This window comes from Frankia sp. CcI156, from assembly GCF_001983015.1.
GTDB classification, from domain to species: domain Bacteria; phylum Actinomycetota; class Actinomycetes; order Frankiales; family Frankiaceae; genus Frankia; species Frankia casuarinae.
Window position 1 is genome coordinate 55,379 of record NZ_MOMD01000034.1, and the last position, 21,537, is coordinate 76,915.

Genomic DNA, 21,537 nt, shown 5'->3' on the forward strand with positions numbered 1-21,537 from the left:
GACCTGCGCAGCACCCGACCCGGGGACCTCGACGAACCTCGAAAGCGATGTCCGTCGTCTCACCGCAACCGCCTTCACCRCAACCGCCGTGGTCAGGACCGAACGAGCCGCGCGATCGCGGCCGACGCCTCCCGGATCTTCTCGTCGGCCACCGGACCGCCTTCGGCGGCGGCGTGCGTCACGCAGTGCGTCAGATGGTCCTCGAGGAGCCCGAGGGCGACCGACTGTAACGCCCGGGTCGTCGCCGAGACCTGGGTGAGGATGTCGATGCAGTACTTGTCCTCGGCAATCATGCGCTGTAGCCCCCGGACCTGGCCTTCGATGCGGCGAAGCCGAGCGGTGTAATCGTCCTTGGTGTTGGTGTAGCCGTGCATCCATCGCGCCTTCCCGTCCAGGTACCCCCCTACGGTACCTGGGCCGGAGCCGGTCGTCGGATTGGGATTCGGTGAGATACCGGCGCCAACCGCCGACTGGAATTCGAACCGAGGCTCCTCCCGGCBGTGACACGTCCCACAATCATCACCGTGAGTGAGAATTCTCCGCCCGTGCGGTATCAGCGGCGCGGGTCCTCCAGGACAGGCTCGGGTTGCCCGTTCACGTCCTGCCCAACTGCGCGGACGCCGCCCCGCTGGCTGGGTACCCGGCACGGATCGTTCCTGGCAAACCGCACCCGGCGCCCCATAATTGCGCCAGGAAAGTGCCGAGTGGTGCACTTTCTMGCCCTGGTGGCGGGGGCTGGTGGTGACGAGTGGGTTCGCCGMCGGATCAGCGGTCGACGTGGTGCGGTGGAAGATCGGCGAGGAGTCGTTCGATGTCCGGGTCCTCTTCCTCGGACAATGACTCGTCACCCCAACCGATCTCGCGTTCGTCGTCGAACAGCTTGTCGTCGTGCGGCTCTGTGGCCCCCATGATCTTCCCCTCGTGTGGCGCAGGTTGTTCGCAACGGAGGTCCCGGCGCGGGATACGGCCTGGTGCCGCGGTCTGGTGTCGCGATCCCGACAGTGCTTCGGGTGAATCGTTTGCAGGATTGGATGCGGGATTGGACTCCGGCCGGGTACGGGTTAGGGCCGGCCGTTGTTCGGCGGGCTGCCCGGAGTGTGCTTATTACTTCCCGATGGCCGCCGGCATGCTACCGAGCGGGCGGCCACCCGGCCACCCGGCCACCCGGCCGCTTGGCCGCCCGCTCGCCGCCGGTCAATCTACGCCGCCGCTGCCGTCTCCGGTGGGTGCCGCCGCTAGGGCGTGCCCGATTATCTCGACGACCAGGCGCAGGGTCGCCCGGCTTCCCGCCAGGAAGGCATCCGTCTCCCGCTGGGACCAGGCAGAAGCGAGTATCCCGGGCTCCGGTACCCGGGCGGCCAGGAGCGCCCGTATCGACGCCCGGTAGCGGCTCACCGTGATCGGCGGATCGCCGACCGGATCTTCGTCGTAGTCCTCGTCCCGGTCTAACAGCGCCCGGACCTCATCCAGGCGGCGCGGGGTGGGGGGCATGGTTTCCTCCTCCATCTATTTGCTACTCAGCAAATTAGACCCTAGCGAGGTTCTTGAGGAAGAGCAAAGTGGTTACGATGTTCCGCGTGGACGACGGTGAGCAGTTGGTCGGCATCGGGGACATCGCGTTCCAACTCAAGATCACTCGCCAGGCGGTGGACTACTGGACACGCAAGGACTCCCGGTTTCCGGCGCCCTTGCAGGTCATCAACGCGCCGATGGGTAGCGGTSCCAAAGGCACCCGGGTTTGGCGCAAGCGAGAGGTAGACGCCTGGATCGTGGAGCACTATCGGCGGCGCAAACAGTAGGCGTCCCGGCCATCGGCCGAGGCCACCGCATCAGGTCAGATCTGTCGGYACCAGCGGCTCCGGGCCACCCCGGTGGCGCGGCCGGTTCAGGGTGGCCGAAAAACGCCGCCAGTGGGGCGGAAGGGCTTCCGTTAGATGAGTAAGTCCGAACTCCGGGCTGGCCGTAGCCGGGCCTGAAGAGATGGCTTCCAAGGTCATGGTGTGACGCAAGATCTGGAAACCCTCGCCGGCATCTCCCGGTTACCGCATCCGGGGGCCGGTGGGTGAGCCGCGGCGGGGAGGAGCTGGGTGCTCGGTGTCCGGGCATGCCAAAGGCGTMCAGGCCGAGATGCCCGGACGCCTTGGGCGGATCCAGCGGCTGGTCAGGCCGCCGCGGTGCTGGAGGCCGGAGTCGACGTCGTCGAGGAGGCCGTGGCGGTGCCGCCCGACGAGGTCGAGGACGACGAGTCCGAGCTGACGGAGCTGTTGGTGCTCCCCCCGGATGTCGCCTCGCTGCTGCMACCCGTGGCCGTGGCGTCGCCGAMGTCCTTGGGGCGGTGCTGCGTGGACCCGCCGGAGGAGTTGGACCGGCTGTCGTTCTTGTAGAAGCCGCTGCCCTTGAACACCACGCCCACCGAACCGAACACTTTACGAAGTCGTCCGGCGCAGGCCGGGCACTCCGTCAGTGATACGTCGCTGAAGCTCTGTACGGCCTCAAGGTMACGCCCGCAGTCGGTGCAGCGGTACTGGTAGGTAGGCACGTGCTCCTCCCGGAGTTGGCACTCTGACGTGGAGACTGCCAACTTTAGCTTGTAGAGGGCCCGAGATGTTCCCCGGTGCCATCGGTTGGTTCGCACCGTAGCGTACGACTCGGCGTGATGATGATCTTCACGTTGTGATCGTGGGACTCCATGGGGATCTCATCCAGAACCTCTTGGTCGTGCAGGACGGCGATCACCGGAACGTCGGCGCCCACCCGGGCCAGCACCCGGTCATAGGAGCCCCCACCGCGCCCCAGACGCCGGCCCGTCCGGTCGACCGCGAGCGCCGGGATGATCACCACGTCGGCCTCGGCGAGAACCCCACGGGGTGCCGCCGCCGGTGGTTCGCGGGTACCCAGCGCGCCGGGCACCAGTGTTCCGACGTGCTCCCGGAAGTCCAGATCGAGATCGGCGCGTAGGGCGGGCAACAGCACCCRCACTCCGCGAGCCAGCAGTCGATCGAGCAGTTCGGCGGTGTCCGGCTCGCCGGGCAGCCCCACATACGCCGCCACGCACCGCGCGGCCTCCACCTCGGGCAGCCGCTGGATGCGGTTGGCCAGTCGGGACGCATCCGACCTGGACAGCGAGCCCCGACGCAGGGCCACGGATGCGCGGCGCTGTACCAGTAGCCGGGCCCGCAGGCGAGCCTTGGCCTCGCCTGCCTCGCTCGTCTCACCCAGCGCCGACGCGCCGCCGACTAGGGCGGGTGCGATCTGCCCGGAGCCGCCGCCGGCCTCGGGGCCGGTGCCGGGGGTTCGGTCGACACCGTCGTGGCGGGGGCGGGCACGCCCCGGGTCCGCTGGCCGACTCCCGCGTCCGGACACCGGTCCGGGATGCGGACGGATCGTCAGCTCGACGGTGAGCTCTTCGTCGAGATCACCCGGAGGCCGGTCATTCCACTGCACACCGACAGCCTCCCGCAGGTTGGCCGCCAGCGGGGGGTTGCCGCGGCATACGGCACGCGAACGTGGGCGTGATGTCGGGCGGAGGGAGCGCAGGTTACCAATTGTGGCACCCATAGTTACTGATGGTGATTTGTCGATTGTTGGTGGAGGTGTTGTCAGTTACCGGTAGGGGTGTTGTCGGTGGTGGACCGGGTGGCACGGAGTGCCGCGGGCTCGTTCTCGGACCCGCGGCGCATGTCCGGGCGGGCGGCGGGCGGGACCGGCGGCCGCCGTGAGCTGTGCATTGCCTGTGCTGGGGCCGTGGACGGTGCCCGTGTCCACGGACCCGACTAAGGTTTCGGCTATGCCAGTAACGAAGGCGGTCATTCCAGCCGCGGGTCTGGGGACCCGCTTCCTGCCGGCGACGAAGGCCGTCCCCAAGGAGATGCTGCCGGTCGTCGACAGGCCGGCTATCGAATACGTCGTCGAGGAGGCGTCCCGCGCCGGCCTGCGCGATGTCCTGCTTGTCACAAGCCGCACGAAAAAGGCGATCGAGGATCATTTCGATCGTGAGGCGGACATCGAGGCGGCCCTCGAACGGAAGGGTGACGATCTTCGTCTCCGTCGGGTCCGGGTGTCGGCGGAACTGGCCGAGGTCCACTCGGTCCGCCAGCAGTCGCCGCGTGGGCTCGGTCATGCCGTGCTCTGCGCGGCGGCGCACGTGGGAAACGAGCCGTTCGCTGTCCTCCTCGGTGACGATCTCATCGACGAGCGGGACCTGCTGCTCGAGGAGATGCTTGCCGTGCAGCGCCGCTTCGGGGGCAGCGTCATCGCCCTGATGGAGGTGCCCGAGGACCAGGTCTCCCTCTACGGCGTCGCCACGGTGGAGTCCGTCGGCACCAGTGCCGGCACCGGCAGTGCCGACGACCGGTACGGGATCGTGCGGATCCGTGACCTGGTCGAGAAGCCACCGGTCGCGCAGGCCCCGAGCAATCTGGCGATCATCGGGCGGTACATCCTCTCGCCGACGATCTTCGACGTCCTGCGGCGGACCGAGCCGGGACGGGGCGGGGAGATCCAGCTCACCGACGCCCTGCGGATCCTGGCGCTACGGGCGGTCGAACCGGCCGGTGCCGCGGGGGACGCCGGCACCGACACTGCCGCCGAGCCCGTGCACGGGGTGATCTTCACGGGTCGGCGGTACGACACCGGTGACCGGGTGGACTACCTGAAGGCCGTCATCCGGCTCGCGTGCGAGCGCGCCGACCTTGGCCCCGAGCTGTACCCGTGGATCGAGGAGTATGTCGCGTCCGGTGGTCCGAAGGCAGCATTGTCCTGATTTATCCATATTGCTTAAATTTATCCGCTTCATCGCCTGAGGGTGCCGGGATGTGCCGGCTTCTCTTCGGGTAGGCCTTGACGGCTCCGGTGACGACTCCGGTGACGACTCCGGCAAGGACCGGAACGCTCCCGGAACCGGCCAGCGCCCGGCGGTCGCGGCATGCCGTTCGGACTGGGAGGCCCGGAGCGGGAGGCCCGGAGCGGACGCCCCCCGCCCCGACCGCTGGAGCTACCTGAAGGTAACTGCGGGTAATACCTGAAGGTAACTGCGGGTAATACCTGAAGGTAACTGCGGGTAAGAGATGTCCGGGCTTCGACGGCCGTAGCCTGGGTGATGCCGGACCCGGCGTGCGACGAGTGGTGCATCGAAGGGCAGAGAATTGGACGGGCGCCCATGACTTCGGTGGATGAACACCTCGAGCGGATCCTGGCTACGGTGCGGCCGACCCGCGCTCGGCAGGCCAGGCTGGACGAGGCGCACGGATGCGTGCTCGCCGCGGACGTCCGGGCGACGGTCGCGCTTCCCGGGTTCGACAACTCGGCCATGGACGGGTACGCCGTCCGGGCCGCCGACGTGGCCGAGGCGTCGGCGGCCACTCCCGTCTCCCTACCGGTCATCGGCGACGTCCCCGCGGGTCCGGGTTCGCCGGCCGCGCTGCTCCCCGGCGCCGCGGTACGCATCATGACCGGGGCCCCGCTGCCCCCGGGAGCGGATACGGTCGTCCAGCTCGAGTGGACCGACGGTGGCCGCCGGACCGTTGCGGTCCAGYGGGCGCCGCGCCGTGGCCTGCACATCCGCCGGACGGGGGAGGACGTCGCCCCGGGCGCCCTGGTGCTCCCCGCCGGGACGATCATCGGCTCCGCGCAGATCAGCCTGCTCGCCGCGGTCAACGTGGCCTGCCCGCCGGTGCATCCCCGGCCGCGGGTGGCGGTGCTGTCCACCGGGACCGAGCTTGTCGAGGTCGGTACACCGCTGGGCGCCGGGCAGATCGTCGACTCGAACAGCCATGGCATCGCCGCCGCGGCACGGGAGGCCGGCGCGGTGGTACGCCGCCTGGCCGGGGTGCYCGACGAGCCGGACGCCTTCGCAGCAGCCCTGCACGGGGTGCTTCCCGACGTGGATGCTGTGGTGACGACCGGTGGCGTCAGCGTCGGGGCATATGACGTCGTCAAGGAGGTGCTCGCGCGGACCGGGACTGTCCGGTTCGATCGGGTCGCGATGCAGCCGGGCAAGCCGCAGGGTTTCGGCCTGGTCGACGGTGTGCCCGTCTTCACGTTGCCGGGGAACCCGGTCAGCGCCCTCATCTCGTTCGAGCTGTTCGTCCGCCCGGCCCTGCAACGTATGCGCGGTCTCGCCGGCACCGGGCTCCCGCGGATTGTCGTGACCGTCGGATCCGACCTGCGTTCCCCCCTCGGGAAGAGGTCCTTCCCGAGGGTGGGGCTGGAGCGGAGCGGGGACGGTAGGCGCCTGGAACCCGCCACCGTCGCCCATCTGGCCGGCGGGCAGGGGTCACATCAGCTCACCTCGCTGGCGGGAGCGCAGGCGCTGCTGATCATCCCCGAGGGGGTTACCGAGGTGCCGGCGGGCAGCCGGCTGCCGGCGTTGTTGCTCCCGGACGCATCGGGGGCCATTCTCTCCGGCATGGCCTGGGTGGTTGCGGACACTGCGGACGTCGATGCCCCGGATCCGGCTTCCCCGGCCGGCTTCGGCCCGCGGGCCGAAGCCGGCCGGGGGAACGCGGCCGTGCCCCGGGCCGCCGGATCGGCGGCCCGGTGACCGCCGCCCGGCTCACCCACGTCGACGATCGCGGCGCGGCCCGCATGGTCGACGTGTCGGCGAAGGACGTCACCGTCCGTACCGCGACCGCCACCGGGATGCTGCGGGTCGTTCCCGAGGTTGTGGCGCTGCTGCGCGGGCAGGGGCTACCGAAGGGCGACGCCCTCGCAGTCGCCCGGGTCGCAGGGATCATGGGGGCCAAGCGCACGCCCGATCTCGTTCCGCTCTGCCATCCCATCGCGATCTCCGGCGTCACGGTCGAGCTGGACGTACGGGACGACGGTGTGGTGATCATGGCCACCGTCCGGACGGCGGACCGGAMCGGCGTCGAGATGGAGGCGCTGACCGCCGTCGCCGTCGCCGGGCTTACGCTGCACGACATGGTCAAGGCGGTGGATCCCGCCGCGGAGCTGACCGGGGTGCGAGTGATCGCGAAGACCGGGGGGCGCTCCGGAGACTGGCATGCCGACCCCCCGCCGGACGCGGGGTCCGCGGAATGAGTGGCAGGCGCCACCTTCCCGCGGGTGCCCGGGCCCGGGTCATCACCGTCTCCGACCGGGCGTACCGAGGGATCTATGCCGACCGGTCGGGCCCGTTGCTCGTCGCCGGGCTCGTCGAGCTCGGTTTCGAGGTGGGCGCGGCGACGATCGTCCCGGACGGGCGGGATGAGATCGTCGCGGCGCTGCGGTCCGCCGTCGCCGACGGAGTGGACCTGGTGGTGAGCACCGGTGGCACCGGCCTCGGTCCCCGCGACGTCACCCCCGAGGCGACGCGCGAGGTGATTGAGCGGGCCGTGCCCGGACTCGCTGAGGCGCTGCGCGCGGCGGGTCGGGAGACCGTGCCGGCGGCGATGCTCTCCCGTGGGCTCGTCGGAACCGTCGCCGCCACCCTGGTGGTGAATCTGCCCGGCTCGACCGGTGGGGTACGCGACGGGCTGGGCGTGCTGGCCGGGGTGGTGGGTCATGCCGTCGCCCAGCTGCGCGGAGCCGACGACCACGGGCACCCGGCCGCGGGGTCCGCGGGCCCTGCCGCTGCCGTCGATGCCGCTGCCGTCGATGCCGCTGCCGTCGATGCCGCTGCCGTCGATGCCGTTGACGCCGGATAGGGCGCGACGGTGGGAGCTCCGGGTTGGCCGGCAGTCCTGACTGACGGACGGGTCCAGGTGCGGCCGCTTCGTCTGCGTGACGCCTCCACGTGGGTCGAGGTGCGGCTGCGCAACGCCGACTGGCTGGCGCCGTGGGAGGCGACCCCACCCGGAGTGATGATGGTCCGCGAGACCTGGGCGCAGCGCCAGACCCTCTCGATCTACCGTCAGATGTGGCACCGCCTGCGCCAGCAGGCCCGGCTCGGCGCCACGTTGCCGTTCGCGATCACCTTCGAGGGGCGGCTCGTCGGTCAGGTGACCGTGTCCACAATCGTGCGCGGGGCGTTCAACAGCGCTCAGGTCGGCTATTGGATCGACAGCGAGTACGCCGGTCGAGGCATCACGCCGACCGCGCTCGCGCTCGTCGTCGACCACTGTTTCGGGCCGGTCGGGCTGCACCGGGTGGAAGCGAATGTGCGCCCGGAGAACGCCGCGAGCCGGCGGGTGCTCGCGAAGCTCGGTTTCCGCGAGGAGGGGCTGCACCGGCACTTCCTTGCCATCGACGGCCGCTACCACGACCACATCGGATTCGCGCTGACGACCGAGGACGTCCCCGAGGGCCTGGTGCACCGCTGGCGGGAGACCCGGTACAGCCGGCCCTGAGCGGCCGCCGCGCCGCCCGACGGTGCCGTGCCCGGACGGTGCCGTGCCCGGACGGTGCCGTGCCCGACGGTGCCGCCGCGCCTGAGAACGATGCCTGGATCCATGGCTTGCGTGACACGTTCCACTCCGCCACCGGGACGGTGTCGGTTACCGGATGTAGTCCCTTCTAGTCACCGCCCGTCGTTCCGGATCTCAATCCGGTGACAAAGTGAAGGTCCTGACCGGATGCCGATGCTCTCTACGAGGGCTTCCATAGGCCATGCGCGGTTCTGGTGGGGTGCCACGGTGCGTTTTGACGACCACACATCCACCATCGCCCATCCGGTTGCGGATGCGACACGCGGGCTCCGGGTCGGTGACCACGTGGATTTCGCTCACTAGCGTCGACTACGAAATCGCAATCGTTGGTGTCGAGAAGAGGCTCCTCATGGTCAGAGCGCCCGCACCCGCCGCGCTCGCCGCGGATGGTGCGCATCCAGTGGGTGGTGGGTGGGACGCGTTTCCCGCGGCGTTCCCTCCCCACGATAACGGCGAACACCACGGAGACCACAGATCCCGCGAGATTGACAACGTAACCACAGGAGCGGGTGGGAGTATGGGGGCGGGCGGGATCATGGTGGTCGATGATGGGAGCGACCAGGGTCGTGCAGGTGTGATCCGATGAGCGCGTTGATCTGGGTGGCGATCGTCGCGGTCTGGGGGTTCGTGCTGATCCCGATGTGGCTGCGCCGTCACGACACGACGGCGCAGCAGCGGTCCACCGAGCGTTTCACGGTTGCGATGCGGGTGCTCTCCCGACGGCCGCCCGGCCGGGGCGGTGCCGTCGTCGATCGTTTCGGCGGCGATCATGGCGGCGTCTTCACCGTGGGAGGAACGGGAATGTCGCACGCGGAATTCTTCGATGGACCGGTCGACCTCGCGGAGCTCGGGGATTCGGTGTCCGCCGAGCCGTCCCGGGAGGCCGGAGCCCCCGGCGGGCAGCCGGTCGTCCCCGGGATGCCCATCGCGGCCGGCACGCCGATCGTCGAGGACGCTTCGACCGGTGGCGCGTTGCTATCCGGTGGCGGGTCTGCTGGCGAGGATCCGGAGGGCGGGGGCTCGGAGGACGGGTGCCCCGGCCGCCCACGGTGGTCGGGTGCGCACCCCGACGATCCGCGGGTGGATGTTCCTGCGCGCGGTCCCGAGCGTCGGGCGGACGCCGAGCGTGCCGCCCTGATGCGGGTGCGTCGGCAGCGCCTGCTCGTCCTGCTCGTCCTGCTTGCGGTGAGCATCGTGCTGGCCGCCGTCCTCGGCGGGCTGTGGATCGCCGGGCAGTTCCTCGTTGATGCCGTACTCGGCGCGTACCTCGTTCATCTTCGCCGGTCGGCGCAGACTGAGCGGCGGCTGGCCACCGCGCGTGCGGCGATGGACCGGCGGATCGAGGCCGAGCGGGCCGCCCGGCGCCGACGGCCCCCGATCGGGTCCTCCTTCGCCTACCGGCAGCGTCAGCCGGGACCGGACTCCCTGGAGGAGCGGGTTGGCCAGCAGCCGGTGGAGGAGCTCACCGACGAGGAGCTCGCGATCGCCTGCGCCGAGACGATCGACCTCGGCGCTCTGGCGGCTGGTCAGCCAGGCCTGGACGAGGGCGCGGAGGAGGACGATCTCGCCCGGTTCRCCGAGTACCCCGAGACGGGCTACGGCGAGACCGGTGTGGACGGTGTGGACGGTGTGGACGGTGTTGTCGGTGTGGACGGTGTTGTCGGTGTGGACGGTGTCGTCGGTGTGGACGTGGCCTCGGCCCGGCCGGCCATCCGGTCCGCGCCCCGCGTGGGCACGCGCTCGACCACCTCACGTCCCGGCCGGGTACAGGTGAACCCCCCGGGGACGCACGGTGGGCTGGTGGCTCCCACCGGGATCATGCCCTCGGGTACGGCGACGCCGGCCGGGCCGACGGCCGATGCGTCACCGGCGGGCGGGAACGTCGTGGGGGACACGTCCGGCGAACTCGACCCGCTGCTGCGACGGCACGCGGTGGGGAGCTGATCCGCGGGGCCGACGCTTGCGACTGCCCGGACCGGGGCACCGTCGGCTCCGGCGAGCGGAATCGGGAACAGGACGATGTGGATGGGCCGTCCGTTCGCCCGGGCGGTGAGAAGTCGATCGAGACTGGTCAGGTTCTCTACGATGACGGCACCGGCCCCACCCAGAATCCGGTGGGCCGCGAGACTGACATCCTGGCCCGGTCCGGGTGTTCGATCAACGCTGAGCGCATCGATACCGACCGTCCGGACACCCGCGTTGACGAGGGCCCGCGCGGTGTCCGGCGCGAGATAGGGATGTCGTAGGTACCCGTCGTGGCCCCAGTGGACGGACCATCCTGTGACGATGAGGACGACGACATCGTGAGGAAACGGGCGGGTAAAGGGGCCTGATAGCACCTCCGGGCCGATCGCCGCCTGTGGACCGTAGCCCCGCGCGTCCAGCAGAACCGCGGGTCCGGTGAAACGTTGAAGCGGAACCTCGTCAAGCCTGGGCAGCGAGTCGTCGATGTGGAAGGGGGCGTCGACATGCGTGCCCGTCTGTGATCCCAGGTGCAGGCGCTGCACGTTGACGCCGGACTCGGCCGTGGTCAGTGCCGGTGACACGTCGACCTCGGGATCCCCCGGGTAGACGGGCATGCCGGTCACGATGGGTACCGACAGATCGATCAGCTCGGTGCTCACGAGACGATGATCTCCATCCGGTGTCCGCCCCCGGAGCCCGGGGCGGCCGAAGGCGGGCCGAGGGGGCCAGGCATGCCCAGGATCCCAGGAGGCAACACTCCCCGAGGACGTCACTCCCCGACCCCATCCGATGCCGCCATTACGGGGTCATGGGAGAGTCTGGGAGAAATAATCAGTGCGTCTGTGTATGGGCGCTGTCAGAGCTAGGGGGAGTCGTGGCCAAAGGTGACAACGCCGGGTGGACCCACGGCTCGGTGGTGCCGGACTGGGCGCCGCCGAACGTCGACCTGAAGAGCGACGTTCCGCACTCGGCGCGGGTCTACGACTACATACTCGGCGGCAAGGAAAACTTCCCGGCGGACCGGGCTGYGGCCGCGGAGTTCACCAGGAGTATGCCCAACCTACCCACGTCCATGCGGGCCAACCGGAACTTCATGGTCAGGATGGCCCGCGTCCTGGCGGCGGAGCACGGCATCCGGCAGTTCCTGGATATCGGTACCGGGCTGCCGACCGCGCCGAACCTACATGAGGTCGCGCCGGAATCGCGGATTCTCTATGTCGACAACGATCCGTCCATCCTATGGACGCACATGCGAGTAAGGCCCCGCGACTGTCGGACCCTCAGCGCCGCGCGCTGACCTTCGCCCACGCGAGTGTTCTGTACTACCGGGCCGACAGCTTCGGTCACGGCTACTACGGAGAGCGGGATAGCGGCCCTGTCCGTGTCGCTGGGAACACGTTCGAGGCGATCGAGCATCGCGGCTGGGTGGTMCGGGAGCCGGCGGGAGACCTGAGCCTGCACGGCGGCACCGTGACCATCTTGGCATACGTCCTGACCGACGCGGGCCGGACGGTGCYCGGTGCCGAGCCTGGCGAGGCCCCCGACCGGGCGACGGCCCCAGATGAMGATGGGCCGGTCACGGTTGATGTTGCCGACGTCCGGGTCGGGATGGCTACGCCGCTGGGCTGGGTGGACTACATCTCCCGTCTGGATGAGGGCGGGGCCATCGTCTACTACAGGCCGTTTGATCGGTCTGCGCTCACGTGCCGGGCGTGGCCGCCCGGACAGCGGCTGACGCTCGTTCCCTGCCCCCACCTGCCCACCATCTTCGATCAGTCCCGCTGCGCGAAGTGCGGTCAGGAACTGGGGAGCGTGGCCGCGTGATACCCAATGTCACGCTCTGGTCGGACACTCAGGACGCCGCGTACGGTTCTGGAGTGGTTCGCATGTTGCGCACGATCGGGTATCGGCGGATCTCCGATGACCGCGAAGGGCTGGAAGCCGGGGTCACCCGCCAGGATGAGGACATCCGCGATCATGCCGCYCGGCGGGACGACATCGACCTGATCGACGTGCTGACCGACAACGATCTGTCGGCCACGAAGGACTACCGGCCGGAGTTCGAGCGCATCCTGGTCATGGCTGCCGCCGGTGAGATCGACGCGGTGATCTCGTGGACGTCGAACCGGTTCTTTCGATCGGCGAAGGACCGGGTTCGTGTCCTTGACCTGTTCGAGGCCAAGGGAATCCGGATCATCCCGGTGCGAGGTTCGGAGGCTGACCCGACCACGGCGGACGGCTATCTCATGGTCGATCTCATGGGAGCGATCGACCGGGCGGAGGCCAAGCGCACGGCGGAACGGGTATCCCGCGCGGCCAAGCAGCGGGCAGAGCAGGGCCGCCACCACGGCGGGCGTAGGGCGTTCGGCTACGGGCCGGTGGTGGCTACCGACCATCTGGGCAGGCCCGTGCGGGACTTCCACGCCGTCATTCCGGAAGAGACGGCAACGATTCGCCGGATCGCCGCTGACATCCTCGCGGGCGTGCCGTTGGGGAGCATCGCGCGCGCCCTCAACGCGGCCGGGGTCCCGACCGTGACGAAAGCCCACCGGGCGGCCTGCGTGAACAACGTCAAGGGCCGTCGGGCGTGGGTGGACTGCCCGTGCCCGTACCGGGCGTGGGATGCCACCACTCTCAAGGAGTTGATGGTCAATCCGCGTCTGATCGGGATGCGTGGCTATCAGACGAGGAGGTCCCGGCGCAGCACGGGCGCCATCGCGGTCATGGGTGAGGCGCAGTGGCCGGCGATCCTGGATGTCGAGACGTGGGAGCAGKTCCGGGCGATCCTGACCGACGCGRCGCGGCGGACCAACACCGACGCGGAGAAGGTCCGGCGGGTGCTGGCCGGGTTCGTCTACTGCGCGTCCTGCGGGCACAAGCTGACCGGGAACGGCGCGACCGGCACGCGGCTGTACTGCCAGCGCCGCGACGGCCGCTGTGCGGCCAAGGTCCGGATCGGGGAGAGCTTCCTGGTCGGCCTGGTGGGCCTGGCCGTGCGGGAGCGCCTTGACGCGCTGGTTCTCCAGCCTGCCGCGACGGCGGACCCGGTGGCCGCTGAGCTGGCGACGTTGGAGGCCCGCAAGAGCGCGCTGGCGGACCGGTGGGCGTCCGGGAAGATGGAGGACGACGCCTACGACGACGCTCACAAGGCCATCGGCCGGCAGATCCGTGAGGCGCAGACCCGGATGTACACCAGCGCGCGACGGCGCGCCACGCTGCCCGTGGACGGCGCCGCGGGCTGGGACGCGCTGGGCGAGGACATCGCGGCGAAGCGGGTGATCCTCACGCAACTGATCGACGGTGTGATCGTCGGGGGCAACGGCACCGTGGAGGGTGATGATGTTCAGCGGGTGCGGATCGTGTGGCGTGACCTGAACGATCCCCGGTAGCCCACACCACCGGCGAAGCCCCCGCAGACGACGCCGGGGGTTCGGCGTATCTGCCCGCTATGGCCACCAAGAGCCATGTTGGCGTGTGGAACCGCCTTCCCCGGCGTCTCTTTTGCGCGGGCCGAGCGTGGCAGGGGAAGAGTCATCCACGAGAGTGCCACCGTCACGGGGGCGCCGTTGCCCGCGCCGTGACGGTGGCACGCGGTGAACGGCCAGCGGCCTGGGCGGCGCGCCGGCACCGTGCCGGTAGCGCGGCCCCTCTGGACAGGATGCGACGTCACAGCGGACACGTGCAATCAGCGCCTCCGGTGTGTCCAGTGGTATCAGGGGGCTGACCTGCGACGCTGTGACCAACGCGGCCAGTGCCAGCGATCATTGGTCCACATGGGCCAGTCCATCGTGACTACACGCGCGGGGRCATCCGACCTGCACAGCGATCTTCGTCGGCCGCCATGCCCTACGGGTCAGGAACCCGGACCCAAGCACCAGCGGGACCGGCGCGGCCGGAGCTGAAGCGCGCCGCCAGGCGGACCGGCGCGGGGTCGGAGGCTGAGCGGCATGACCGGTCAGGATCGGCGGGAACCGAGGAACCGACACCACCGGCAGGACCGGCGCCACCTGCGCGTCCGGTACGGCCGGAGCTGGACGCGCGGCCAGACTGGCCGGTGGGACCAGCGGAGTCAGCGGCACCGGCACGGCCGGCGGGACAGACGAACCGAGATCGGCTCCGGCGGGACCGGCGGAGCCAGTGCGGGACCGGTGGTAGCGGTGGACGGGCCGGACCGTCGTTACGGCGGGCGGGGGTGGTGGCGTTCTGCGGATATGGGTGGAGCCTCCGAGCGGTGTGCTCGGAGGCTCCGGGGGTTGGGGTGGTGTCAGTCGGTGGTGGTGCGTCGGTGCCGGTCGTGGTGGGTGAGAGCGTCGCGGATGCTGTCGCAGCGGGCGGTGAGTTCGCGTGCTTCCGCGAGTGCGGCGTCACGGACTTTGATCACGGAGCGGCGTGATCCGTACTTTCCGCCGTAGATCTGCTGGGCGACGATGGCGAACACGCCGGTACGTCCCAGATCCTCGGCGGCGCCGGCAACGGCGATGACCCGCCGCAGGATCGGGAAGTCCCGTCCGTCTCCCCATGCTGCCGCGAACACCACGTGGCTGACTCCGGACAGGTAGGTCACGGCGGCCAGATGCTCCGCTTGCGTCTCCAGCTCTTCGGGGCTGGTGTCACGGCGCGTGGGACGGTAGCCGTTGCGCTGCGCGGCGTCCGTGACCGCCCAGCTGCGGATCGTGGCACGGTCGACAAGGAACATGTCCGCGTCGTGGGGCTGGTACTGCCACCGGTCGGCTTCGCGGGTGGTGACGTCGATGGAGGCAACKACACAGCCCCGGATGATCATCCCGAGCCTGCGTGCGTAGATCAGGACCGCGTCGTGGGCGATGTCGTCGGACACGTCATCGGTGCCGTAAGCGGCGTGGCCGTCGCGGGTGATGGTGGCGCTGCGGTCGGCCCGCTTGCGGGACCGTGAGCCGTCGACCTTCCAGCAGTACCGGTGCGCGTGGGTGACGATCGCCGCCCAGTCGGCTTCGGTGACGCGCGCCATGTCCTCGCGGGTGGCGGCTTCAGCGGGAACGGTCGACGGAATCTCGCGGGAAAAGAACGCATGCGACATGAAAGTCTCCACACGGAAAGAGGGGGGATTTGGCGTCGCGCGCCGCGCGCAACTGCCGATATCTAATAATCCCTCTCCCGGGCGGTGAAATCAATACCTCCGGCCGCTTTTTCTGGGGATTTCTTGGATCGCGTTTTCGCAGGTCAGAGACCTTTCTGTGGATTGTTGCCGGAAAAATCGAAACGAGACGACGACCCCAAGAGATAGAAAGACGGGGCAGCGAAAGGCGAAAGCAGAGGAATGCAACCCGGGGAAATGCAATGAAATACGACCAGGAAATGGAATAGTGGGGAGAAGAGTCTGTTCGCAGGTCCCCGCAGACCGCGGCACAGCACGCACGCCAGCAGCGGCCATCCGACTATCATCCAGGCTCCTGGGGAGCCAAGTCGGGCGGTGCTTGGGTCGTGCAGTATAGGCGCTGACCTGCGCCGCTGTGCTTCTGGGGGGTAGCGGCTCAAATAGGTGACCACTGTGGCTACCGGTGTCGCCAGCGGATGGGAAGGGGGTTTGCCGTTGGGGGGATTGGTGGAGGATGATCTCCGGCGCCGGCATGGGCACGGCGCGAGACGTAACGGTAGATCTCTTTGAGCACGACGTCTGACCAGCACGAACGCCTCGCTGGCTAGATCGCTGGCAACTCGCTGTCCGTACGCCGCCGCGCGGCTGGGCTGCCTGGAGGCGCTCGCGGACTGCTTACCCGCCCGAAGCGCGCCGATATGACTGCTCGTTCTTATTTAGCCGATTCCTACAACCGCGTGCCTGAAGGCCGCTGGGCATCACAGCCGGCCGGCCGGTCCAGCGGTGGGGAGGTCGATGCGTCGCCGGTCATTCTTTCACGCCCGCCAGGCGTTTCCGCTCTTTTCCCGCTCGACCGGCGTGGCTCCGAACTCCTCTTCCAGGTCTGACTGAACGCGAGGAGAAAGCCAGCGTCGCGATCGCCTTCGACGAAAGCTTCGGAGGCTGGACCAAGACGTTCACCGACCCCCGCCTCTGCGCCGCCATCGTCGACCGCCTCACCTTCTGCGGCACCATCCTCGAAACCGGCACCGACTCCTACCGCCTCGCGCAGACCCGCGCCCGCACCGCCGACACTCACTGAACGACCCGGCCCCTGAGTGCCAGGAGCAGCGTCAGCCGCAACAGACGCAGCCCGGTGCGCATCCGCACCTGGCCGGCTGCCCACCGGCCCCGGGGACGGATGACGGCGGCGGGGTGGGACARCAGACGTCGCCGCGCCACGCGTCACGGCCTTCCTTCACCGCGATCACCGCGATCACCAAAGCTGCGAGAGGGTCCGCCCAGGACCAGCCGAGGGTGGCGTTGAGGAGGAGACCCGCGAGCAGGACCGCGGACAGATAGGTACACAGCAGGGTCTGCTTCGAGTCCGCCACCGCGGAGGCGGAACCGAGTTCCCGGCCAGTCCGGCGCTGCGCGGCGGACAGGAACGGCATCACCGCCAGCGACACCGCGGCCAGGACGATCCCCGGCACCGAACCGTCCGCGTCCTGCCTGCCGGTCAGGGACCGCACCACGTTGACCGTGACATAGACCGCGAGCGCCACGAACGACACCGCGATGATCCGCAGCGCGCGGYGTTCCCGCGCCTCCCGCACAGCGTGATCGGAGGCGGAGAACTGCCAGACCACCGCCGCCGCGGAGGAAACCTCGATGACCGAGTCCAAACCGAAACCGATCAGCGCGGTGGACGACGCCGCCGCGCCGAGCGTCAACGCGACGACGGCCTCGACGACGTTATAGGCGATCGTGACCCCGACCAGAAGCCGGATCCGCCGGGCGAGCAGGTCACGCCGRCCCGGCGACGGACCCCACGGCAGCGAGACGGCCATCTCAGCAGCAGCCCTTCTCCGCCGCGTCCGGGCAGCCAGTGTCCTGCCTCAGGGCGATGACCGCCGCCCGCAACTCGTCGATCGCACGACCGAGACGGGCATCCGCGAGCTCATAGCGGGTCCGCCGACCGACCGGAACCGCGACCACCAGACCGCAGCCGCGCAAACAGGCCAGATGGTTCGACAGCCGGCTCCGGGAGATCCCCATCGCCTCCGCCAGATCAGCCGGATGCGCCGGGCTGTCTCGCAGAGCCAGCAGCAGCCGGGCCCTGATCGGATCAGCCAACGCCCGGCCGACCCGCGCCAGTACCTCAATGTCCGAAGCGATCGTCGCCACGACCCGAGAGTACAGCTCAACCTGAACTCAGAACATCATGAACTGAGAGCGGCCCACGCAGCTTCGCGAACGTCCAGCGAGTCACCGGACCACTCGTGCCCGAACTCGCCGACACCCTCCGACGCCCGCATCGGTCGCGGTCGGCACTCACCGACAAAAGGTGCCCAGAGTCGATGACATAGCCACTCGGGAGTGAGGCCGTGTCCACGCGCATGCCTTGCTGCCCGCAGCTACTGCCGCTGACCCGGTCACGGGAACGGCGGCGTGGACGCATGTCCTGGGACGTGGTCCCCAGCGGGCGGGCGGACCTGCGTTCGTCCCGGTCGGTTCTGCTGCTCATGGTCGCTGTCACATCCCGCGCCGGGTCCGGACCGGTCGTCGGCTGCCGCCGGTCCGGGTCCCGACCCGGACCGGACCGAACCCGCCGCAAGGCCCGGACTCGGACCTTGCCCGGGGCGAGCGGCGGTGCTGGTACGGCGGGCCATGGTGGGGGTCAGGGGTGGCGGGTAGGTGTGAGGCGAGGTCGGGGATGCCCGCGGTGAGCAGGCGGTGCAGCGCGGCGCCCGGGGTGCGCTGGAGAGGCCGGACGGGGCTGGTGAAGTACTCGGGATCGTCGAAGACGGGTTCACCGCCTGGGCGGCGGGTGAACGGGACGCGGCCGTAGTCGATGCCGTCGGTGTCGTCGCAGCTCATCCAGGTGATCGCTTCCTGCTCGTCCGGTTGCACGGGTGCGGTGAACAGGGGCCTGGCCTCGATGAGGTCGCCGTCCTCGTACCAGACCTGGGGGACGGCGAAGACCCACCGGTGGGTGGCGTTGCTCTGGGYGTGCGCGGCGGCGCGGATCTCGAACGCGAGCGCCGTCGCCCAACTGATCAGATAGGGCCGGTCGGTGAGGACCAGATTCTGGGTGCCGTGCAAGCCCAGGATCGCGGGGTAGTCGCCGCCGCGGACGGCGTGTTGCACACGGCTGGTGATGTCCTCGACCAGCGTCCAGGTGTCGGTGTTCACGGCCCAGGTCCTCTCGTCCGTCGGATGTGGCGAGGTCTGCGTCGGCCTCACACTCGAAATACGGGTGGGGTACGGCCCGACCGTCCGCGCGACGCGAACCTGCCTGGCACCCCGGCCGCAGGCCGGGGGCGGGTCGGACCCGCCCCTTCATCCCCCATGCGGGGCGGGTGAGACCCCGACCGTCCAGGCCGCAGACCGCGAGGTCGGGCTGCGGCCCGGACCCGATGGCCCCGGAAACGGCAACGGTCCCGCCGCGCGCCCGGTCACGGGGGGACGCGCGACGGGACCGTCGTGACAGCAGGAATCAGGCGGCGGTGTGCTGCCCGTGCAGGCCGGTCGGGGGCATGGGCTGGGGTGGGCGCAGCCGTCCCGGCTTGTCCGGGACATCGGCGTCCTCAGTCTTGGGGGCGGGGGCGGAACGGTCGGGCCAGAGCTGGTCGAGCTGGTGCAGCGCGAAACGGCCGGGACCGGCCGGGGCCGGGGTCAGGGGAAGCCAGCGGACGAGGGTGGGGTCCAGGTGGTCGTCCGGTGCGGTGAGGTCGGCCGCGGTCGTCGCGACAGGCACCAGCGCGGGCCGGTCAAGGTCACCCAGGGCGCGGGTCAGAGCCTGGCGGGCCGCGGTCTCACGGCGGCTGGTGGGAAACCAGAACAGGACCGGGGTCGTGATCCGTGTTGCGGTCGCGAGCTGCTGGTAGTCGAGGAGCTTCGCCGCGAGGCGGCGCATCGCTTCGGTGCCGTAGTCGAGTTCGAGGAACCATTCGACCTCGGCGCCGCGTTCGGTCCAGCGGCCGTAGGCGTCGGGACGGACGATGTCGCCGAAGTGCTCGGCGCAGCGTTCCTGCGACCACCAGGCGGTCAGTGTGCCGGCGGTGTCGGGTTGGCGGGCGTGGTACACGAGGCTGGTGAACACCTCGTTGACCGCGACCCGGTGGGCCAGGTGCAGGGAATGGGCGATGCCTTTCGCCCGGTCKTGCTGGTAGCCGGTCTTCTTCGGGTCCACGCCATCCTCGTAGGCGAGCACGGCCGCGCCGGCGACGTCGAGGACGTAGTGCATGGGCGCCAGGCCACTCACGGCCAGTGGCTGGAAACGGTCCAGGACGCGCCAGCGGTACAGCTCCAGCAGCCGAATGTTCGCCGCGCGGCGCGACGTCCAGCCGAGCTGGGCGATCTGGTGGGTGGTCAGGACCCGATRCTCATGGATCATGCGGGTGATCCACCGGTCCCGGGCAGTGAGGTGGCGGGCCAACCCGAGCAGGTGGTCGTATCCGGTGGCGGTGCGGGTGGCAGGTCGGGCGTAGGTACGGCGGCCGAGATGGCGTTGCTGCGGAGGATTCGTGATCACGCGGAGGCGTCTCCCAAGAGCRGGACGGGCTTGCAGACGGGCGGAGCGGACGACGGGAGCACGGCGGTACAGGCGGGGCTACCAGGAGGCGCAGGCGCCACTACGGGCCCGTCGGTGCCGGAGGTGCGCGCGCAGGCCCGTCCCCACCACGCCAGACCGCCCGACCGGGCGCGAGGGATGCCGCGACCGACGCGACGACTACCGGCCTCCGACCGCAACAGGCACGTCCGCGCCAGGCGGCTACGCCGGCCGGGACATCGGGACCCGCGGCGCCCCGCTCAGGCCGCCGCGCGAGGGCACACGTCCTCGTCGGCGGGCGAGGCCGGCAACCGCCCGGCTGACCAGGCGCTGACCGAGACCGCAATCCCGGTAGACCCGTACGACAGGAAACGCCCGATTGGACGGGCCACCCGCGGCGGCGGTGAGCCGGCGTCCCGTGAACGCTCAGCAGCAGGCGTGGCGGACACGGGACGGCACCGCGGGTACAACTGCACCAACAAGACCTCATACCGGCAGCAATCGACACGATCCCAGAAAGCTACCCCGATCGTGACCGAGACCAAACCACCAACAGGCCACCCTCCGATACCCCGCACACGACCTCGGGAGAACCCCACCCACGACGCCAATCCAGAACACCTCGGGTGGGCGTCAGACACGCTTGACCTGTACCAACGCCCAAAATCCGCGCCGCCCACCCGCATTCCCCCTGGCAGACGAGCGGGGGGTCCGACGACACACAGAACCGCAAGTCGACATTCACGGCATTCAAGACAAATAGCCCGAAGAGTTTGTGCCTGAGATCACGCTGCTTTGTGGGCGTAGTGAACGKCGGGTTCCGGGTGGGGAGCCGGCTGATCACGATCGCGGCCGAGGTCAAGCCCCGCTGGCCTACCAAGGGCTGACCTGCGACGCTGTGCCACTGGGCGGCATGCCAGCGATCAATGACCCCAACCGACTGGTCCATTGTGACTACACGCGCTGGCACRCAAATTGCACAGCGATCTTGCGCGACGACCAAGGGGTGTCTGATCGGCGCGCCGGGACGGCGAGAGTTGTCGGCTCAGTCGATCAGCCTCGGGCGAGGTTGCTCGGCGAGTCGAGGTAGGAGTCGAGCAAGGCGTCGCACTCGTCCTTGAGCACGTCGGGGATGACTTCAACGAAGTGGTTGAGACGACGGTCGCGCAYGACGTCCCAGAGGGAGCAGACCGCGCCGTTGTATTTGTCCCAGGTGCCGATGATGAGGCGTGGTATGCGGGCGAGGACGATCGCRCCGGCAGACATGGTGCCTGGTTCGAGGGTGGTTACGAGGGTGCAGTCGGTGAGGCGCCAGGTTCCGAGCGCCTGGGCTGCCTGGCGGAGCGCGAGGATCTCGGCGTAGGCGGTGGGATCCGCGGTGCGTTCGCGGTCGTGATGTGCTGCCGCGATCTCGGTMCCGTCCGGTCCGTAGATGACTGCCCCGACCGGCGGGTCGTCGGCTCCGGGGTCAGGGAGGGTCGTGGCCAGYTTGAGAGCACGACGCATCCACGGTTCGTACTGGGCGGTGGGGATCGGCACGGCACCCATTGTGCCTGTCGGCGCAGTTCCGGCCTCGGAGGGGTGCGGGTGACGTGCGG

21 protein-coding genes and 2 pseudogenes are annotated in these 21,537 nt (G+C 69.6%); 11 read left to right on the plus strand and 12 right to left on the minus strand.

Translation table 11 applies throughout. The features are described 5' to 3' along the window. Positions 1-92 precede the first annotated feature (92 nt). The 3 genes from CcI156_RS14045 to CcI156_RS14050 form a co-directional block, all read right to left on the minus strand. Positions 93-374 (minus strand): metal-sensitive transcriptional regulator, encoded by a 282-nt coding sequence (locus CcI156_RS14045; RefSeq protein ID WP_011438415.1) that lies wholly within the window; start codon positions 372-374, stop codon positions 93-95. Positions 375-765: 391 nt separating this feature from the next. Further along, positions 766-909 (minus strand): hypothetical protein, encoded by a 144-nt coding sequence (locus CcI156_RS25700; RefSeq protein ID WP_023840989.1) that lies wholly within the window; start codon positions 907-909, stop codon positions 766-768. A gap of 285 nt (positions 910-1,194) precedes the next feature. Beyond that, positions 1,195-1,491, minus strand: a complete 297-nt coding sequence (locus CcI156_RS14050; protein ID WP_023840988.1) for a hypothetical protein — start codon at positions 1,489-1,491, stop codon at positions 1,195-1,197. A 77-nt stretch (positions 1,492-1,568) separates the two neighbouring features. On the opposite strand from CcI156_RS14050, the gene CcI156_RS14055 reads away from it, so the two are divergent. Further along, positions 1,569-1,799 (plus strand): hypothetical protein, encoded by a 231-nt coding sequence (locus CcI156_RS14055; RefSeq protein ID WP_175637588.1) that lies wholly within the window; start codon positions 1,569-1,571, stop codon positions 1,797-1,799. A gap of 362 nt (positions 1,800-2,161) precedes the next feature. Here the strand turns inward: CcI156_RS14055 and CcI156_RS27790 are convergent, their stop codons facing one another. Both CcI156_RS27790 and CcI156_RS14065 read right to left on the minus strand, forming a co-directional pair. Continuing rightward, complete coding sequence (locus tag CcI156_RS27790) at positions 2,162-2,539, minus strand: FmdB family zinc ribbon protein (RefSeq protein WP_076806187.1); 378 nt, start codon at positions 2,537-2,539, stop codon at positions 2,162-2,164. A 44-nt stretch (positions 2,540-2,583) separates the two neighbouring features. Then, a complete protein-coding gene (locus CcI156_RS14065) occupies positions 2,584-3,444 on the minus strand; it encodes a 5-formyltetrahydrofolate cyclo-ligase (protein ID WP_254847426.1) in 861 nt (286 codons plus the stop codon). 343 nt (positions 3,445-3,787) lie between these two features. Here CcI156_RS14065 and CcI156_RS14070 point away from each other — a divergent pair, with 343 nt between their 5' ends. The 6 genes from CcI156_RS14070 to glpR all read left to right on the plus strand — a co-directional run bounded on the left by CcI156_RS14070 (position 3,788) and on the right by glpR (position 10,310). Next, positions 3,788-4,762: a UTP--glucose-1-phosphate uridylyltransferase gene (locus tag CcI156_RS14070; RefSeq protein ID WP_023840985.1), complete on the plus strand. Its 975-nt coding sequence runs from the start codon at positions 3,788-3,790 to the stop codon at positions 4,760-4,762. 396 nt (positions 4,763-5,158) lie between these two features. Then, complete coding sequence (gene glp / locus CcI156_RS14075) at positions 5,159-6,541, plus strand: gephyrin-like molybdotransferase Glp (protein ID WP_254847427.1); 1,383 nt, start codon at positions 5,159-5,161, stop codon at positions 6,539-6,541. Continuing rightward, the gene (gene moaC / locus CcI156_RS14080) at positions 6,538-7,041 is read left to right on the plus strand and encodes a cyclic pyranopterin monophosphate synthase MoaC (RefSeq protein ID WP_076806138.1); all 504 of its coding nucleotides are present in this window, start codon (positions 6,538-6,540) and stop codon (positions 7,039-7,041) included. Before glp ends, moaC begins: the two co-directional genes overlap by 4 nt. After that, positions 7,038-7,646 (plus strand): molybdenum cofactor biosynthesis protein B, encoded by a 609-nt coding sequence (locus tag CcI156_RS14085; protein WP_023840983.1) that lies wholly within the window; start codon positions 7,038-7,040, stop codon positions 7,644-7,646. Before moaC ends, CcI156_RS14085 begins: the two co-directional genes overlap by 4 nt. A 9-nt stretch (positions 7,647-7,655) precedes the next feature. Further along, positions 7,656-8,288, plus strand: a complete 633-nt coding sequence (locus CcI156_RS14090) for a GNAT family N-acetyltransferase (RefSeq protein WP_011438406.1) — start codon at positions 7,656-7,658, stop codon at positions 8,286-8,288. 660 nt (positions 8,289-8,948) lie between these two features. Further along, the gene (glpR, locus tag CcI156_RS26960) at positions 8,949-10,310 is read left to right on the plus strand and encodes a gephyrin-like molybdotransferase receptor GlpR (protein WP_076806140.1); all 1,362 of its coding nucleotides are present in this window, start codon (positions 8,949-8,951) and stop codon (positions 10,308-10,310) included. 5 nt (positions 10,311-10,315) lie between these two features. Here glpR and CcI156_RS26965 read toward each other — a convergent pair. Next, positions 10,316-10,945, minus strand: a pseudogene (locus CcI156_RS26965) (cyclase family protein); the annotation flags it as partial. Between the two features lie 260 nt (positions 10,946-11,205). On the opposite strand from CcI156_RS26965, the gene CcI156_RS14105 reads away from it, so the two are divergent. The 3 genes from CcI156_RS14105 (at position 11,206) to CcI156_RS14115 (ending at position 13,720) form a co-directional block, all read left to right on the plus strand. Then, complete coding sequence (locus tag CcI156_RS14105; RefSeq protein WP_371681806.1) at positions 11,206-11,628, plus strand: SAM-dependent methyltransferase; 423 nt, start codon at positions 11,206-11,208, stop codon at positions 11,626-11,628. Continuing rightward, the gene (locus CcI156_RS14110) at positions 11,571-12,155 is read left to right on the plus strand and encodes a hypothetical protein (RefSeq protein WP_076806141.1); all 585 of its coding nucleotides are present in this window, start codon (positions 11,571-11,573) and stop codon (positions 12,153-12,155) included. Before CcI156_RS14105 ends, CcI156_RS14110 begins: the two co-directional genes overlap by 58 nt. A 62-nt stretch (positions 12,156-12,217) precedes the next feature. After that, positions 12,218-13,720, plus strand: coding sequence for a recombinase family protein (locus CcI156_RS14115; protein ID WP_076806143.1), 1,503 nt, complete (start codon positions 12,218-12,220; stop codon positions 13,718-13,720). Positions 13,721-14,595: 875 nt separating this feature from the next. On the opposite strand, the gene CcI156_RS14125 is transcribed toward CcI156_RS14115, so the two are convergent. Next, complete coding sequence (locus CcI156_RS14125) at positions 14,596-15,387, minus strand: hypothetical protein (RefSeq protein WP_023840976.1); 792 nt, start codon at positions 15,385-15,387, stop codon at positions 14,596-14,598. An 866-nt stretch (positions 15,388-16,253) separates the two neighbouring features. Between CcI156_RS14125 and CcI156_RS14130 the strand changes: the two are divergent. After that, positions 16,254-16,486, plus strand: a pseudogene (locus CcI156_RS14130) (ATP-binding protein); the annotation flags it as partial. Positions 16,487-16,517: 31 nt separating this feature from the next. Here the strand turns inward: CcI156_RS14130 and CcI156_RS14135 are convergent. From CcI156_RS14135 to CcI156_RS14160, 5 genes are all read right to left on the minus strand, one after another. After that, entirely contained in the window at positions 16,518-17,234 is a 717-nt protein-coding gene (locus CcI156_RS14135; RefSeq protein WP_076806146.1) for a cation transporter, read from the minus strand. Position 17,235: 1 nt separating this feature from the next. Then, on the minus strand, positions 17,236-17,571 hold the full coding sequence (locus CcI156_RS14140; RefSeq protein WP_011437108.1) for a helix-turn-helix transcriptional regulator: 336 nt from the start codon (positions 17,569-17,571) through the stop codon (positions 17,236-17,238). A gap of 348 nt (positions 17,572-17,919) precedes the next feature. Beyond that, a complete protein-coding gene (locus CcI156_RS14145; RefSeq protein ID WP_254847428.1) occupies positions 17,920-18,579 on the minus strand; it encodes a hypothetical protein in 660 nt (219 codons plus the stop codon). 304 nt (positions 18,580-18,883) lie between these two features. Then, positions 18,884-19,921 carry a replication-relaxation family protein gene (locus CcI156_RS14155; protein WP_076806148.1) on the minus strand — a complete coding sequence of 346 codons (1,038 nt, stop codon included), beginning with the start codon at positions 19,919-19,921 and terminating at the stop codon, positions 18,884-18,886. A 1,071-nt stretch (positions 19,922-20,992) separates the two neighbouring features. Next, positions 20,993-21,487 carry a nucleoside deaminase gene (locus tag CcI156_RS14160; RefSeq protein ID WP_076806150.1) on the minus strand — a complete coding sequence of 165 codons (495 nt, stop codon included), beginning with the start codon at positions 21,485-21,487 and terminating at the stop codon, positions 20,993-20,995. Positions 21,488-21,537 lie beyond the last annotated feature (50 nt).